The sequence below is a fragment of the Calothrix sp. NIES-2100 genome (assembly GCF_963875285.1).
GTDB lineage: Bacteria > Cyanobacteriota > Cyanobacteriia > Cyanobacteriales > Nostocaceae > Aulosira.
The window spans coordinates 960,103-974,636 of record NZ_CAWNLA010000001.1; the positions used below are offsets into that span (position 1 = coordinate 960,103).

General features: G+C 42.4%; 9 protein-coding genes and 1 CRISPR repeat array. Of the genes, 4 read left to right on the plus strand and 5 right to left on the minus strand.

What is annotated here, in order from left to right; genetic code table 11:
- Positions 1–73: 73 nt before the first annotated feature.
- Positions 74–178, minus strand: coding sequence for a cytochrome b6-f complex subunit PetM (gene petM, locus AACU32_RS03885; protein ID WP_096598039.1), 105 nt, complete (start codon positions 176–178; stop codon positions 74–76).
- 306 nt (positions 179–484) lie between these two features.
- Here petM and pdxA point away from each other — a divergent pair, with 306 nt between their 5' ends.
- On the plus strand, positions 485–1,588 hold the full coding sequence (gene pdxA, locus AACU32_RS03890; protein ID WP_096598041.1) for a 4-hydroxythreonine-4-phosphate dehydrogenase PdxA: 1,104 nt from the start codon (positions 485–487) through the stop codon (positions 1,586–1,588).
- Between the two features lie 153 nt (positions 1,589–1,741).
- Here pdxA and AACU32_RS03895 read toward each other — a convergent pair whose 3' ends face one another.
- On the minus strand, positions 1,742–3,238 hold the full coding sequence (locus AACU32_RS03895) for a GUN4 domain-containing protein (protein ID WP_096598043.1): 1,497 nt from the start codon (positions 3,236–3,238) through the stop codon (positions 1,742–1,744).
- Positions 3,239–3,587: 349 nt separating this feature from the next.
- A CRISPR array of direct repeats spans positions 3,588–4,938; the repeat unit is 37 nt; unit sequence GTTTCAATCCCTAATAGGGATTTTAGTTAATTGCAAT.
- Between the two features lie 403 nt (positions 4,939–5,341).
- On the opposite strand from AACU32_RS03895, the gene AACU32_RS03900 reads away from it, so the two are divergent.
- Positions 5,342–6,226 (plus strand): Uma2 family endonuclease, encoded by an 885-nt coding sequence (locus AACU32_RS03900; RefSeq protein WP_096598045.1) that lies wholly within the window; start codon positions 5,342–5,344, stop codon positions 6,224–6,226.
- Positions 6,227–6,971: 745 nt separating this feature from the next.
- On the opposite strand, the gene AACU32_RS03905 is transcribed toward AACU32_RS03900, so the two are convergent.
- Positions 6,972–7,514 (minus strand): phosphoribosyltransferase, encoded by a 543-nt coding sequence (locus tag AACU32_RS03905; RefSeq protein WP_096598049.1) that lies wholly within the window; start codon positions 7,512–7,514, stop codon positions 6,972–6,974.
- 71 nt (positions 7,515–7,585) lie between these two features.
- On the opposite strand from AACU32_RS03905, the gene AACU32_RS03910 reads away from it, so the two are divergent.
- Together AACU32_RS03910 and metH are read left to right on the plus strand one after the other, a co-directional pair.
- The gene (locus AACU32_RS03910) at positions 7,586–9,007 is read left to right on the plus strand and encodes an MFS transporter (protein ID WP_096598051.1); all 1,422 of its coding nucleotides are present in this window, start codon (positions 7,586–7,588) and stop codon (positions 9,005–9,007) included.
- Between the two features lie 224 nt (positions 9,008–9,231).
- Positions 9,232–12,762, plus strand: coding sequence for a methionine synthase (metH, locus tag AACU32_RS03915; RefSeq protein WP_096607846.1), 3,531 nt, complete (start codon positions 9,232–9,234; stop codon positions 12,760–12,762).
- 320 nt (positions 12,763–13,082) lie between these two features.
- Here the strand turns inward: metH and AACU32_RS03920 are convergent, their stop codons facing one another.
- Together AACU32_RS03920 and petJ are read right to left on the minus strand one after the other, a co-directional pair.
- A complete protein-coding gene (locus tag AACU32_RS03920) occupies positions 13,083–14,099 on the minus strand; it encodes an aldo/keto reductase (protein WP_096598053.1) in 1,017 nt (338 codons plus the stop codon).
- Positions 14,100–14,186: 87 nt separating this feature from the next.
- Positions 14,187–14,531 carry a cytochrome c6 PetJ gene (petJ, locus tag AACU32_RS03925; RefSeq protein ID WP_096598055.1) on the minus strand — a complete coding sequence of 115 codons (345 nt, stop codon included), beginning with the start codon at positions 14,529–14,531 and terminating at the stop codon, positions 14,187–14,189.
- Positions 14,532–14,534 lie beyond the last annotated feature (3 nt).

Below are 14,534 nucleotides of genomic sequence, written 5' to 3' on the forward strand. Positions count from 1 at the left end.
TGTAGCCACTGTGGTCTAGGCTAAAAGCCTGCGGGCATTTCACTGTTATTGGCGAAGGTATTCAGCAGCAGAATTATTCTTCTGCACCCTGAATTTTCAGTAACAAAGCACCTATAGCCCAACCGACAAAGATTAAACTGAAGGACAAGAAAGCTGCATTCAAAATTTCGCCGCCCATTGGTGTGATTCTCCTTAGCGAATGGTTTACAACTATTAAAGCAGAAAGCCCATCGGCTTTTCGTAGGACTGGCAGTATGAGAAGGCAGCTATGTTAAAGGCAGAGGATGTAGTGTGTTGCTTTGGTTTGCTTTCGTTGTTGCAACTGCTGTGGGATTGTCTTCGGGCAAGAAGTGATTACTATAGCAATCCTATTTCAGTTGTGAAAAATATCCGTTGTGGCTGTTGACTGTTGACTGTTGACTGTTGACTGTTAACAGTCAACAAGCCTTCACGAAATATTTCATAAATCATTTAGGATTGCTATATGTATCAAGTTCATCAAAATCAGATGGTCAATTCATCTTCCCAGAATCGCCCGCGTTTGGCGCTGACGTTAGGAGATCCGGCGGGGATTGGGCCTGAGGTGATTTTAAAAGCTTTGGCAGATCCAGATGTGTGTCAAAATTTTGATGTGACGGCGATCGCCAATTTAGATTTATTAATAGAAATTCACAGCAAATTGTCTGTCACTCATAATCCTCTTAATTTGGCAAATCCAGCCGATTTATCGGTGATTGATGTGCCATTGCCCGGAAAAATTAAAGATGAAATTATTATCGGTACTGGTAATCAGGCCAGTGGTGCGGCTAGTTTTGCTTATATGGAATATGCGATCGCCCAAACACTAGCTGGTAAATTTGATGGTATTGTCACTGCTCCCATCGCTAAATCGGCTTGGAAAGCTGCTGGTTATAATTATCCCGGACAAACGGAACTTTTAGCCCAAAAATCCGGTGTTGACCGCTTTGGGATGTTATTTGTAGCGCGATCGCCTTTTACTGGTTGGACTATGCGCACTCTACTTGCAACCACACATATTCCTCTTTGTCAAGTAGCTGATACTCTCACACCGCAGTTATTAACTAAGAAACTGGATTTGCTGGTGGAGTGTTTAGAAAAAGATTTTGGGATAGAAAAAGGGAAAATTGCGATCGCGGGTTTAAATCCCCACAGTGGCGAACAGGGACAACTAGGAACCGAAGAAATCGATTGGTTAATACCCTGGCTAGAACAAGAGCGTCAACAGCGCCCCAATTGGCAGCTAGAGGGGCCAATACCACCAGATACAATGTGGGTTAAGCCTGGTCAAGCTTGGTATGGCAATAGTCACAGCCCAAATCCGGCTGATGGCTATTTAGCACTTTACCACGACCAAGGTTTAATTCCTGTCAAGTTGATGGCGTTTGACCGGGCAGTTAATACTACAATTGGTCTTCCTTTTGTGAGGACTTCACCGGATCATGGCACAGCCTTTGATATTGCTGGTAAAGGGATTGCTGATGCTACGAGTATGAAAGCCGCAATTGAGTTAGGGGCGGAGTTGGTAAGACAAAGAATAGGTAATGGCGCGATCGCAAATCTTGATTAGGGCATGGGGCAAAAGTCAAAAGTCAAAAGTCAAAAGTCAAAAGTGAAGAATAATTTAGTTATTTCCTCCTTGTCCCCCTTGCCCCCCTGCTTCCTCTGCTTCCCCTGCCCCTCTGCCCCCCTGCCCCCCTACCTTCATGAAATAGATATTTTTTTACGAGTAAGTCTCTAATCGGGCGGTGAGGGCACAGAATCCCACCAGACAACCAAATAAACCCACTACCCAACCTTGATGAACTGTTAGCAAATCGACATTTGCCGCAGCAGGAAAATGACCTTCGGGTGCATTATCCGCAAAATTCAAGTCGGAGTAGAACAACCAGTTTTTATTGACGCGCCAACCGATGCGATCGCAGAATTTACTCCATGTCTGATAATCAGCATCAGCTTGACCATCAATACTTGACCAAATGCGCTTTTGGACGCTAAAACCAAAACGCCCTTGGCTATATTTCACCCAAAGTTGGTCAATGATGCAAAGGTCGGTATAGGAAAATTTGTTAATTGCTTCAATATCTAGCCAGCCTACTTTTTCTTGCTTCGCCAGTTTCAGCATCAGGGTGAGAGTTTCCCTATCTGCGGCTTTCCAATCACCTGCGGCTAGTAATTCGGTTAATCGCTGGTAATTTATTCCCGGTTCGGAACTGGGGTAATCAATGGCGGGTTCTGTTATTGTTGCTGTTGACTGATATTGAGGTTGTGCAATTACAGGAGAAACATAAACAGCAGGTTGGGAGGCAAAATTGTCATGAGTAATTCTGTGGCTGGTATTAAGTGCGTGAATCTCACAACTAAGTACTTCCGTATTTGTGCGCATCCATAGCTGTTCTAGTTGTGCCAATTCCTGACTGTGACTAACTTCTGTTGATAAGGAATTTATCTGGCGATCGCTTATTTCCTGTAAATTTGCATACTGAGGTATAATCACTTGCTGCAACTTAGCAACTGGCTCAGCACTAATATTAGGTGTTTGTAGAGGATACTTGTAGTGTGCCAAAAGTTCTGGTACACGGAAACTGAGATATTGGTGTAATCGTTTCAATGTGGCGCATTGTCCCTGAATCCCTAAAGCTTCGAGAATTGCATGGGTAAACACACCTTGTTGCAGGGTATCGATTTCCGAGGAAGATTCATTAGGACTAGAAGATAATATACTGATGACTCCGGTTTGTTTTGCTAGCTGTTGTGTTTGTTGCCCAAATCCAGCCGCTGATTGTGTGTGCTGATGGCGACAAGCATCTAACATGAGGATAATATTCTTACAGCCAGAACCGCCCAGGCATTCAATCAGGTATTGTACAGAAATTCCGGTGTTTTCGATGTCATTGGGATTACCATCAGCAGGCATGAGGTAATCTTGATCAGCATCAATCATCCCATGACCGCTAAAGAAAAACCAGAAGTTATCTTCTGGTTCTAGAAATGGATGTTTAAATAACTGCTGTAAAAATCGTAATAAGTTAGTGCGATGAGGACGAGTCAATTCACCACCAAGACTGGGTGAATCATCCGCAAATAAGAAAACTCGCTCAAAACCTATTTCATTATCAAGCAAATTCTGCATCAACTCTGCATCCCGCTGCGCATATTTGAGCGGTTGCAAGAAGTCGTAATGATTGATACCAATAACCAACGCCCAGTTTTTCACCATCTCACTTTATATTATTGCCACTGCAAGTAGAGTTTGATTACCCCTAACCCAGTACTTTCGGGAATTTTCCTGAAAGTGGTTTAACCCAGCCTGTGATTAAAAATCTTAAGGCTAGGAAGAGGAATACTTTGTATTTTGTGCTACACATATTGATACAAACAACTCTTTCTACGGCTGAGGGTTACAGGTTTCCGGAATAAATGTAGCTATTTGGGGCTAGGGTCTAGGGAATGACTGTTTTCAAAGCCCAAATTAGACTTAGAGTATTCCCAGTAAAAAAATGCCCAATTGTCATTGCGAGGAGGAACGACGAAGCAATCGCAGTGACAGGCTTGGGATCATTTGTGTTGTTTCAATCCCTGATAGGGATTTTAGTTAATTGCAATTTCGCTTTTGTGATAGCGAAGTAATTCCATTGCGATGTTTCAATCCCTAATAGGGATTTTAGTTAATTGCAATCTGGCGTGCATCCTGTTCTAGTCGCCAAGGTGAGAATAGTTTCAATCCCTAATAGGGATTTTAGTTAATTGCAATTGCGTGTCTCCTCGCGCTTGCTTGCGGTTTTTTGGAGTTTCAATCCCTAATAGGGATTTTAGTTAATTGCAATGTATGTCTGTTTACTTAGTTGGTACACAAACCATATGTTTCAATCCCTAATAGGGATTTTAGTTAATTGCAATGTTATTAAACATAGTAGATGCAATAGCAGAAGCGAGAGTTTCAATCCCTAATAGGGATTTTAGTTAATTGCAATATTGAGATGGATGAGGCGATCGCCTTATGAATTTGTTTCAATCCCTAATAGGGATTTTAGTTAATTGCAATATAGCAAGGGTTTTTAGGGGGTTTTATTCTGTAGAGTTTCAATCCCTAATAGGGATTTTAGTTAATTGCAATCAGATGCCCCAAATAAGGAAATAAATGTGGGTTCAGTTTCAATCCCTAATAGGGATTTTAGTTAATTGCAATGTCAGTACCCGTTCACCTGGAGTCAAAGCAGCCAAGTTTCAATCCCTAATAGGGATTTTAGTTAATTGCAATTTGTTGTTCAAATCCTGCAATGAACAGTACTCAGAGGTTTCAATCCCTAATAGGGATTTTAGTTAATTGCAATTATGAAGCTGGTTCCGTTCTTGCTGGTTCTGCGTTTCAATCCCTAATAGGGATTTTAGTTAATTGCAATGTTCTTCAGGGTTGATGGCAATGGACAAACATGGAATTTGTTTCAATCCCTAATAGGGATTTTAGTTAATTGCAATATTTACAGAGGTATATGACCCTAGAAGTTCACATTACAGATGTTTCAATCCCTAATAGGGATTTTAGTTAATTGCAATTCGATGCTTTGTAATAATGCGATCGTCTCTGGTGTTGTTTCAATCCCTAATAGGGATTTTAGTTAATTGCAATCAAAATTTTGTTTATGTCAATCCACCAACACCTGCTAGTTTCAATCCCTAATAGGGATTTTAGTTAATTGCAATCTTATATAAGCACTACAGATTAAATTAGTGAATGTTTCAATCCCTAATAGGGATTTTAGTTAATTGCAATTAGTTATTGGTACTTGGCTAATAGTATTTTGATTGTTTCAATCCCTAATAGGGATTTTAGTTAATTGCAATTTTTCCTGGCACAATGGTAAATCCTTATGCTTTACCTGGTTTCAATCCCTAATAGGGATTTTAGTTAATTGCAATCGCCCGGAGTTGGAAGCCTTGGTATATTTGGTTTTCAAGGTACAGTTTCGTCAATCTCCAACTAAAGTAGCTTTTCGGGCATTGAGTTGTCAAGAGTGTCATAACTAAAATAAGCTCAAAAGCTTGTATAGTAAGGATTAGAGAGTTTGCGTCAACCTAAAAATCTGTGAAAAAGGTTCAAAACTAGAGGCAGTAAGCTTTTGGGGCGAGAAATTTGACTCTTGTTTTTGTACACCTACTGGTTGACGCTAGAGTCAAGGGTTAGAGACTAGAAGCTAGGGACAAAGTAGGGGCACAGGCAAAGGGGGACAAATAACAAATATTTAATACAGATAATTCATATTGGATTCTACCTGGACAAAGCACAAATGACAAATATCGCGTAAATGTATCAGGTTATGCCATGTCAACTAACATCACTGAAAACCAGAGTTTCCCTGCACCTACTGTCCCAGATTGGGAACCTACCCCACCACCAACAGATTTAATTTTTGATGACGGAGAACCCTTGGAAAGTAACCGCCACCGCATTGCGATGAATGTTTTAATCCGGTCGCTACAACAGGCTTGGTCAGACCGCAATGATTACTTTGTCGGCGGTAATATGTTTGTTTACTATAGTCGTATACAGGCGCGAAATCGAGATTTTAAAGGGCCGGATTTTTTTGTGGTTCTCAATGTTGAAGGAACAGCTTCTCGCCAAGGTTGGGTTGTCTGGGATGAAAACGGACGCTATCCTGATGTAATTGTGGAATTGATGTCCCCCTCAACGAAAAATGTGGATTTAGGTGAGAAAAAGAATCTCTATGAAGGAGTTTTTAGAACTAGAGATTATTTCGTTTTTGACCCCTTTGACTCCAGTTCCTTGCAAGGATGGAGGTTGGATGTCAATTTTCGCTATCAGCCGTTAGTTACCAATGAACAAGGTTGGTTGTGGTGCGAAACTTTAGGATTTTGGCTGGGAATTTGGGAAGGAACGATAGACCGAGAAACTGCTTCTTGGTTACGATTTTATGACCGCGAAGAAAATTTAGTTTTCTTACCGGAAGAAGCAGCACAGCAACGGGCGGAAGCTGAAAGCCAACGGGCGGAAGCTGAACGCCAACGGGCGGAAGCTGAATTCCAACGGGCGGAATCTGAACACCAACGGGCGAAAGCTGAATCCCAACGGGCGGAATCTGAATCTCAACGGGCGGAAGCTGAATCTCAACGGGCGGAAGCTGAACGCCAACGGGCTGAACGTTTAGCCGCACGTTTGCGAGAATTAGGAGAAAATCCAGAGGATTGATTAGGAAGTAATATCATGTCCGGTGAATTACCCATAAAAAACCCCAACCCTTAAACATAAGACAAGGGGACGTTGTAGTATAAAAAACCCCAACCCTTAATCCCCTCCTCGCTTGCGGGGAGGGGAGACGCAAGCGGCGGGGTGGGGTTCCAGGTATTATGGTTAATTGCTCGGACATCATATAATTTGGTGCTGAAGGATTGGACGCATTAGAAATCTTGCAGGCACATTAGCCGATCCCTAATCGCTCAATACGGTTCGGTTAACGTCATTGCGAGCGAAGCGAAGCAATCGCAAAGACTCTGGGATTGCTTCGCTTCGCTCGCAATGACTGTAAATATTGTTGCTCATGTACTTAACTACTTTCCTTTTCCCTTTAACCGAACCGTATTGCCTAATCGCTAACCCCAATTCAATAAACGACTACCCCAATTCAATAAACGACTACCCGAATTCAATAAACGACTACCCCAATTCAATAAACGACTACCCGAATTCAATAAACGACTACCCCAATTCAATAAACGACTACCCGAATTCAATAAACGACTACCCGAATTCAATAAACGACTACCCAAATTCAATAAACGACTACCCAAATTCAAAAAACGACCGCCCCAATTCATTAAACGACTACCCGAATTCAATAAACGATCGCCCCAATTCATTAATCGGTAAAATCAAAGGGCGATCGCACTCCACATCGGCTTGCTTGTAGTGACAATGTAGGCTGAAATTTCATCCTTCATACTTCAGCTACGGTTGCTACCTCACTCCGCTGGCTGAATTTTGCTGCTAGTTCTGCGGGGTTTGTATATTCATAGGGTTCAAAGGGTTGGTGAATCCAAGGGTTGTCGGCTAGGTAGTCAACATAATAATCGGGTTCGATGACTGAACAAGCTTTATACCAAATTACAGCAGTACGGATTTCGGCGATCGCAAATTCACTTTTTTGCTTTAGCCAAGGAACAGTTTCTTGGAGTGTGACTCCAGAGTCTACCAGATCATCAACTAATAATATCCGCTCACCTAAACTTTCGCTCGTCATGGTTAAATGACGTGAAAAGGTTAAAGAACCCCTTTCTTGCTTGCCTGGGCCACTGTAAGATGATGTTGCTAAAATTGCCAGCGGTTGCTGGTAAATACGGGAAAGAATATCTCCGACTCGCAGTCCGCCTCTGGCTAGACAGACAATCTGGTTGAATTCCCAACCGGATTGATAAATCTTAGCAGCCAGGTGTTCAATTTTTTGGTGATAATCTGACCAAGAAACGTAAAGGTCTGGCATAAAGTAAGTAATTTTTAGTGAATACTGAAGGCAAATGCAAAGTCTCTATTTTAATATGAGCGCAAAATATTATGAATGATTCCCCTGCTGAGAATTCTGCTGTAAGTGAAAAATTGCCATTTAAAACGAAACTAGCTTATGGTGCAGGCGATTTAGGCCCGGCGATTACTGCCAATATTTCGATATTTTTTCTGCTGGTGTTCTTTACAAACGTCGCTGGGATTCCGGCGGGTTTGGCTGGTAGCATTTTGATGGTTGGGAAAATTTGGGATGCGGTTAACGATCCGTTTGTCGGCTTTCTCACCGATAAAACTAAATCGCGGCGCTGGGGTCGTCGTTTGCCTTGGCTATTATATGGGGCGATTCCCTTTGGAGTATTCTTTTTCTTACAATGGATTGTACCACCCTTTAGTGTCTGGGGTTTGTTCTGGTATTACGTGGCGATCGGGTTGATATCTCAGGTGTTTTACACTGTTGTGAATTTGCCTTATACGGCAATGACTCCCGAACTAACGCAAGATTATGATGAACGTACTAGCCTCAACAGTTTTCGCTTCACCTTTTCCATCGGTGGTAGTATTTTATCGTTGATTTTGTCGAAAATTGTCTTTTCCCTAATTAGCGATCGCGCTCAGCAATATTTAGTATTAGCGGCAATCTGTACTATAATTTCCACATTAGCCTTGTATTGGTGCGTTTACGGCACACGCGATCGCGTTTTGGCTTTTGAAGCTAAACGTATCCAGCTAGAAGAACCCCCAGCAATTCCCTTCATTGAACAACTCAAAATCGTCTTTACTAATCGTCCTTTTCTATTTGTCATCGGTATTTATCTTTGTTCTTGGTTAGGCGTACAAATTACAGCCAGCATTATTCCTTATTTTGTCGTTTACTGTATGCGTCTGCAAGAATCAGATGTCCCTACAGTCATGATTGCGGTTCAAGGAACAGCGTTGGTAATGCTGTTTTTTTGGAGTAATTTAAGTAAAAAAGTTGGTAAGAAAATTGTCTATTTTCTGGGCATGATTTTATGGATTATCGCCGCTGCTGGGCTTTATTTCCTGCAACCTGGTCAACTTGTTTTAATGTATGTGATGGCAGTCATGGCAGGTTTTGGTGTATCTACAGCTTATCTCGTTCCCTGGTCGATGATTCCAGATGTGATTGAATTAGATGAACTGCAAACCGGACAACGCCGCGAAGGAGTGTTTTATGGCTTTATGGTGTTGTTGCAAAAATTTGGTTTAGCTTTTGGCTTATTTTTGGTAGGAAACGCTTTAGAAGCATACGGTTTTAAAGCAGCTGTCACTGGACAAACTGCACTCCCCACACAACCTGAGTCTGCATTATTAGCTATCCGCCTTGCAGTTGGGCCTTTACCAACAATTTGTTTAATTGCTGGTTTAGTTTTGACCTATTTTTATCCGATTACGCGGGAGATGCACGCGGAAATTATGCTGAAACTTCAACAACGCCAAGAAAAAATTGATTAAGCTTATTTAATAATAAATAACAAAGGACATGGGGATGAGGGGCAGAGAAGACTGTTGACGGTTGACTGTTGACGGTTGACGGTTGACTGTTGACTGTGGTCACTGAGCGTAAAGCCTGCGGCATAGCTTCGCTTAGCGCGTAGCGTCTCGCAGAGAAGCCGAAGTGTTGACTGTTTTTCAATGCCCCATGCCCCATGCCCCATGCCCAATTTTACAGTGAAAATATGACTCATCCTTTTCTTGAACGGTTACATAATCCAGAAGGCCCAGTTATCGTCTTTGACGGTGCAATGGGTACTAACTTACAAACACAAAACCTGACGGCTGATGATTTCGGCGGAGCGCAGTATGAAGGTTGTAATGAATATTTAATCCACACTAACCCGGAAGCTGTCGCCAAAGTTCACCGTGATTTTCTCGCTGCTGGTGCGGATGTGATTGAAACGGATACTTTTGGTGCGACTTCGATTGTTTTGGCTGAATATGACTTGGCAGATCAGACATATTACCTGAACAAGAAAGCCGCCGAATTAGCCAAATCTGTGGCGGCGGAATTCTCTACACCAGAAAAACCCCGGTTTGTGGCGGGTTCCATTGGCCCGACAACCAAACTTCCTACCTTGGGACATATTGACTTTGATACCCTAAAAACTGCTTTTGCTGAACAAGCAGAAGCTTTATGGGATGGTGGGGTTGATATATTTATTGTGGAGACTTGCCAGGATGTGTTGCAAATTAAAGCCGCACTCAATGGGATTGAAGAGGTTTTTGCCAAAAAAGGCGATCGCCGGCCGTTGATGGTATCGGTGACAATGGAAAGTATGGGCACAATGTTGGTAGGTACGGAAATCAGCGCCGTACTGACAATTTTGGCACCTTACCCCATTGATATCTTGGGATTGAACTGTGCCACAGGCCCAGATTTGATGAAGCCACATATTAAATATCTGGCAGAACATTCACCTTTTGTCGTTTCTTGTATTCCCAACGCGGGTTTACCGGAAAATGTCGGCGGTCAAGCACACTACCGCTTGACACCGATGGAATTACGGATGGCGTTGATGCATTTTGTTGAAGATTTGGGTGTCCAAGTGATTGGGGGTTGCTGTGGGACACGTCCAGAACACATTCAACAATTAGCTGAAATTGCCAAGGATCTAAAGCCGAAGGTTCGACAGCCGAGTTTAGAACCGGCAGCGGCATCGATTTATACTACTCAACCTTACGACCAAGATAATTCTTTCTTAATTGTCGGTGAACGCCTCAACGCTAGCGGTTCCAAAAAGTGCCGCGAATTGCTGAATGCGGAAGATTGGGATGGACTGGTGTCAATGGCTAGATCCCAGGTGAAAGAAGGTGCCCATGTGCTTGATGTTAACGTCGATTACGTAGGGCGCGATGGGGTCAAGGATATGCACGAACTCGTTTCGCGCATTGTTAATAATGTGACATTACCCTTGATGCTCGATTCCACCGAATGGGAAAAAATGGAGGCGGGTTTAAAAGTTGCGGGGGGTAAGTGTTTACTCAACTCGACTAACTATGAAGATGGCGAACCGCGTTTTTTGAAGGTGCTGGAATTAGCTAAGAAATATGGTGCAGGGGTAGTCATTGGCACAATAGATGAAGAAGGGATGGCGCGAACTGCCGAGAGAAAATTTGCGATCGCCCAACGTGCCTATCGTCAAGCTGTAGAATATGGTATTCCAGCCACAGAAATCTTCTTTGACACCTTAGCTTTACCTATTTCTACCGGGATTGAAGAAGATAGGGAAAATGGCAAAGCGACAATTGAAGCCATTCGGCGGATTCGTCAAGAATTGCCTGGATGTCATGTGATTTTGGGGGTATCAAATATTTCCTTTGGTTTAAATCCAGCGTCGCGAATTGTGCTAAATTCGGTGTTTTTGCATGAAGCGATGGCAGCCGGTATGGATGCAGCCATAGTCAGCGCTAGCAAGATTTTACCACTATCGAAGATTGAACCACAACATCAAGAAATTTGTCGGCAGTTGATTTATGATCAGCGGCGGTTTGAGGGTAATGTCTGCGTTTACGATCCCTTAGGAGAACTCACCACCGTTTTTGCTGGGGTGACGACAAAACGCAACAAAGGTGTAGATGAAAACCTCCCCATCGAAGAACGGCTGAAGCGTCATATTATAGATGGCGAACGCATTGGTTTAGAAGCACAGCTAACCAAAGCTTTAGAACAATATCCCCCCTTGGAAATTATCAACACCTTTCTCCTGGATGGGATGAAAGTTGTGGGTGAGTTGTTCGGTTCCGGACAAATGCAGCTACCCTTTGTATTGCAGTCGGCGGAAACCATGAAAGCGGCGGTAGCTTACCTCGAACCATTCATGGAAAAGTCAGAAGCGGGGAATAATGGCAAAGGAACGGTGATTATTGCCACAGTTAAAGGTGATGTCCATGATATTGGTAAAAACCTGGTGGATATCATTCTTTCTAATAATGGCTACAGAGTGATTAATTTGGGGATTAAACAGTCAGTAGAAAACATCATTCAAGCTTACGAACAGCACCAAGCTGATTGTATTGCTATGAGTGGGTTGCTGGTAAAATCTACCGCCTTTATGAAAGAAAATTTAGAAACTTTCAACGAAAAGGGCATTACTGTCCCCGTGATTTTAGGCGGTGCAGCCTTAACGCCTAAATTTGTGCATCAAGATTGCCAAAATACCTATAAAGGTAAAGTAATTTATGGCAAAGACGCTTTCTCTGACTTGCATTTCATGGATAAATTAATGCCAGCCAAAGCTGCTGGTAACTGGGATAATTTGCAAGGCTTTTTAGATGAAGTTGGTGAGGATGAAGCAAAAATCATCACCAAACAGCCAAAACCTGTTGTGAAAGAATCTTCAGTTAATCCTCAAGCAATAGATACCAGACGTTCTGAAGCTGTGGCGGTAGATATTGAACGTCCAACACCGCCTTTCTGGGGAACAAAGTTATTACAGCCTGAAGATATTTCTTTAGAGGAATTATTCGGGTATTTAGATTTGCAAGCTTTGATAGCCGGACAATGGCAATTCCGCAAACCAAAGGAACAAACTAAGGAAGAATATCAGGCTTTCTTAGCTGAAAAAGTCTATCCAGTTTTAGAACATTGGAAACAGCGAATTCTTGAGGAGAATTTATTGCATCCGCAGGTGATTTATGGATATTTCCCTTGTCAGGCTGAGGGGAATACTTTGTATGTTTATGAACCGAACGAAGGCGCAGAGAACACAGAGGTAAAAGCAAGTTTTGAGTTTCCTCGACAGAAGTCTTCCACCAGGCTTTGTATAGCAGATTTCTTTGCACCGAAGGAGTCAGGGATAATTGATGTGTTCCCCATGCAAGCGGTGACTGTGGGAGACATTGCGACAGAGTACGCGCAGAAGTTATTTGCGGATAATCAATACACAGATTATCTGTATTTCCACGGTTTAGCGGTGCAGGTAGCGGAAGCCTTGGCTGAATGGACACACGCCAGAATTCGGCAAGAGTTAGGCTTTGCGGCTGAGGAACCGGATAATATTCGGGATATCTTGGCACAACGCTATCGGGGTTCCCGGTATAGTTTTGGCTATCCGGCTTGTCCGAATATTCAGGATCAATTTAAGCAGCTGGAGTTGTTGGGGACTGATAGGATTAGTCTATATATGGATGAAAGTGAGCAACTTTATCCAGAACAGTCTACAACGGCGATTATTACCTATCACCCAGTAGCGAAGTACTTTAGCGCTTAGAACCCCACCCCCTAACCCCCTCCCCGCAAGCGAGGAGGGGGGATAATATTAAAAAATACCAAAAACGCAAATTGTAGGGGTGGGGTTTCCCCGCCCTTGGCTTCGCGACAATGCGTATCTCATACAATTTCTCTGTGAAGCTGCGCCTAATTCTCTTAGTCTCTTATTACTTGGCGTACTTGGCGTACTTGGCGGTTAATTTTCTTCCTAAGTTAATTCAGCGCATCTTCAGAAAATCTCGGACTATATCTCCTATCTTCGCGTCCTTTGCGTCTACCCTGCGGGAACGGCTTCGCCGAACGTGGTTCGTTTCTCTATTATCACCGCCGATATTCGTCGCCGCAATCGCCGATTAACTCATACAAATCTCGTGATTTTTCCGAGACAGCGTCTATCTTTTTTAAATCCTCAGCATCTAAATTGAAATTAAATACTTTGGCGTTATCTGCTAAATGTTCCGATATCCCTAGTCTTGCACCTACAATTACACCGCCAACAGCAGGCTTATCTAAGATGTAACGTACTGCGACATTAGGAATACTCACCTTATGCTTATCGGCGATAGATTTGAGGGTAGAAAGCAACTCTTGCAATAAGAGCCAACCACCCCAAGCATCAACCATATTTTTATACTTTTTCAAGCTAACTGTAGTGAGGCTCAATCCTCGCGGTTCTGGTTTACCTAAGTACTTTTCTGATAGCAAACCACCGCAGACTGTACCATAAGTCAATAGTTTAATGTCGTGCTGTTGACAGAATTGAATCATATTCACTTCTGGACGACGATCAACTAAGGAAAATTGTACTTGATTAGAAACTATTTTGATACCTGCTTCCACAATAATTTGCAGATTTTCAGTATCAAAATTAGTCAAAGCTAAATGCTTAATTTTGCCCTCAGTTTGAAGTTCTGCCATATATTTGAGAGCATCAAGGTAGTTTTTATCTTGATATTCCCACCAATGGAACTGCATTAAATCTAATGATTCCACATCCATCCTTCTCAGGGAAATATCGATACTGTCCTCGACTATTTTTTTAGTCATTTTTCCCGGACGCGGAACCCACTTAGTAAATGCTTGAATATTTGCTAAGGCTGCTTGACCACGAGTAGCAATAACTTGACGACGAAATTCACCAATTAAGTCTTCAGCAGGGCCATAATGGTCTGCTAAATCCCAAGTTGTAAAGCCCGCATCGATATATTTAAACATAGTTTGAATGGCAGCTTTGGGATCAATGCGTCCATGTCCGCCAGAAACTTGCCACATGCCATTTAAGATGCGGCAGATTTTTAAATCAGGGGTAAATTGGAGATAGCTGTTTGTTGGTAGCATTGGGAAGGATGAAGGATGAAGGATGAAGGATGAAGGATGAAGGATGAAGGATGAAGGATGAAGGATGAAGGATGAAGGATTAATTATTTAACGCCAATCTTTTTCGGCTTGTTCTAAAACGTAAGCAGAAACATCTTGAATTTGTTCTGTAGTCAGGCGGTCTTTATAAGCTGACATATTATTTTTACCATTGGTGACAATGGCTGATATTGCCTCTAAAGAATCCATTCCATATTTCTTCAGTGCTTTTTTCTTTAAAGTCTTACCTCGTCTCACAATATTACCACCGTTTTCATGACACCCTGCACAATGAATCTCGAATATCTTCGCCCCGCTAGCTATATCTGCTGTAGCAGGTTGTGTAATCATACTTGTGAAAATTAAGCAAGTAAGTAATATCAATTTGATGATTTTGGATAATTGTTTTTTCATATA

Bases quoted from the DNA above. Each gene is read 5' to 3' on its own strand.
- petM (WP_096598039.1), bottom strand. From the start codon at position 178: ATGGGCGGCGAAATTTTGAATGCAGCTTTCTTGTCCTTCAGTTTAATC.
- pdxA (WP_096598041.1), top strand. From the start codon at position 485: ATGTATCAAGTTCATCAAAATCAGATGGTCAATTCATCTTCCCAGAAT.
- AACU32_RS03895 (WP_096598043.1), bottom strand. From the start codon at position 3,238: ATGGTGAAAAACTGGGCGTTGGTTATTGGTATCAATCATTACGACTTC.
- AACU32_RS03900 (WP_096598045.1), top strand. From the start codon at position 5,342: ATGTCAACTAACATCACTGAAAACCAGAGTTTCCCTGCACCTACTGTC.
- AACU32_RS03905 (WP_096598049.1), bottom strand. From the start codon at position 7,514: ATGCCAGACCTTTACGTTTCTTGGTCAGATTATCACCAAAAAATTGAA.
- AACU32_RS03910 (WP_096598051.1), top strand. From the start codon at position 7,586: ATGAATGATTCCCCTGCTGAGAATTCTGCTGTAAGTGAAAAATTGCCA.
- metH (WP_096607846.1), top strand. From the start codon at position 9,232: ATGACTCATCCTTTTCTTGAACGGTTACATAATCCAGAAGGCCCAGTT.
- AACU32_RS03920 (WP_096598053.1), bottom strand. From the start codon at position 14,099: ATGCTACCAACAAACAGCTATCTCCAATTTACCCCTGATTTAAAAATC.
- petJ (WP_096598055.1), bottom strand. From the start codon at position 14,531: ATGAAAAAACAATTATCCAAAATCATCAAATTGATATTACTTACTTGC.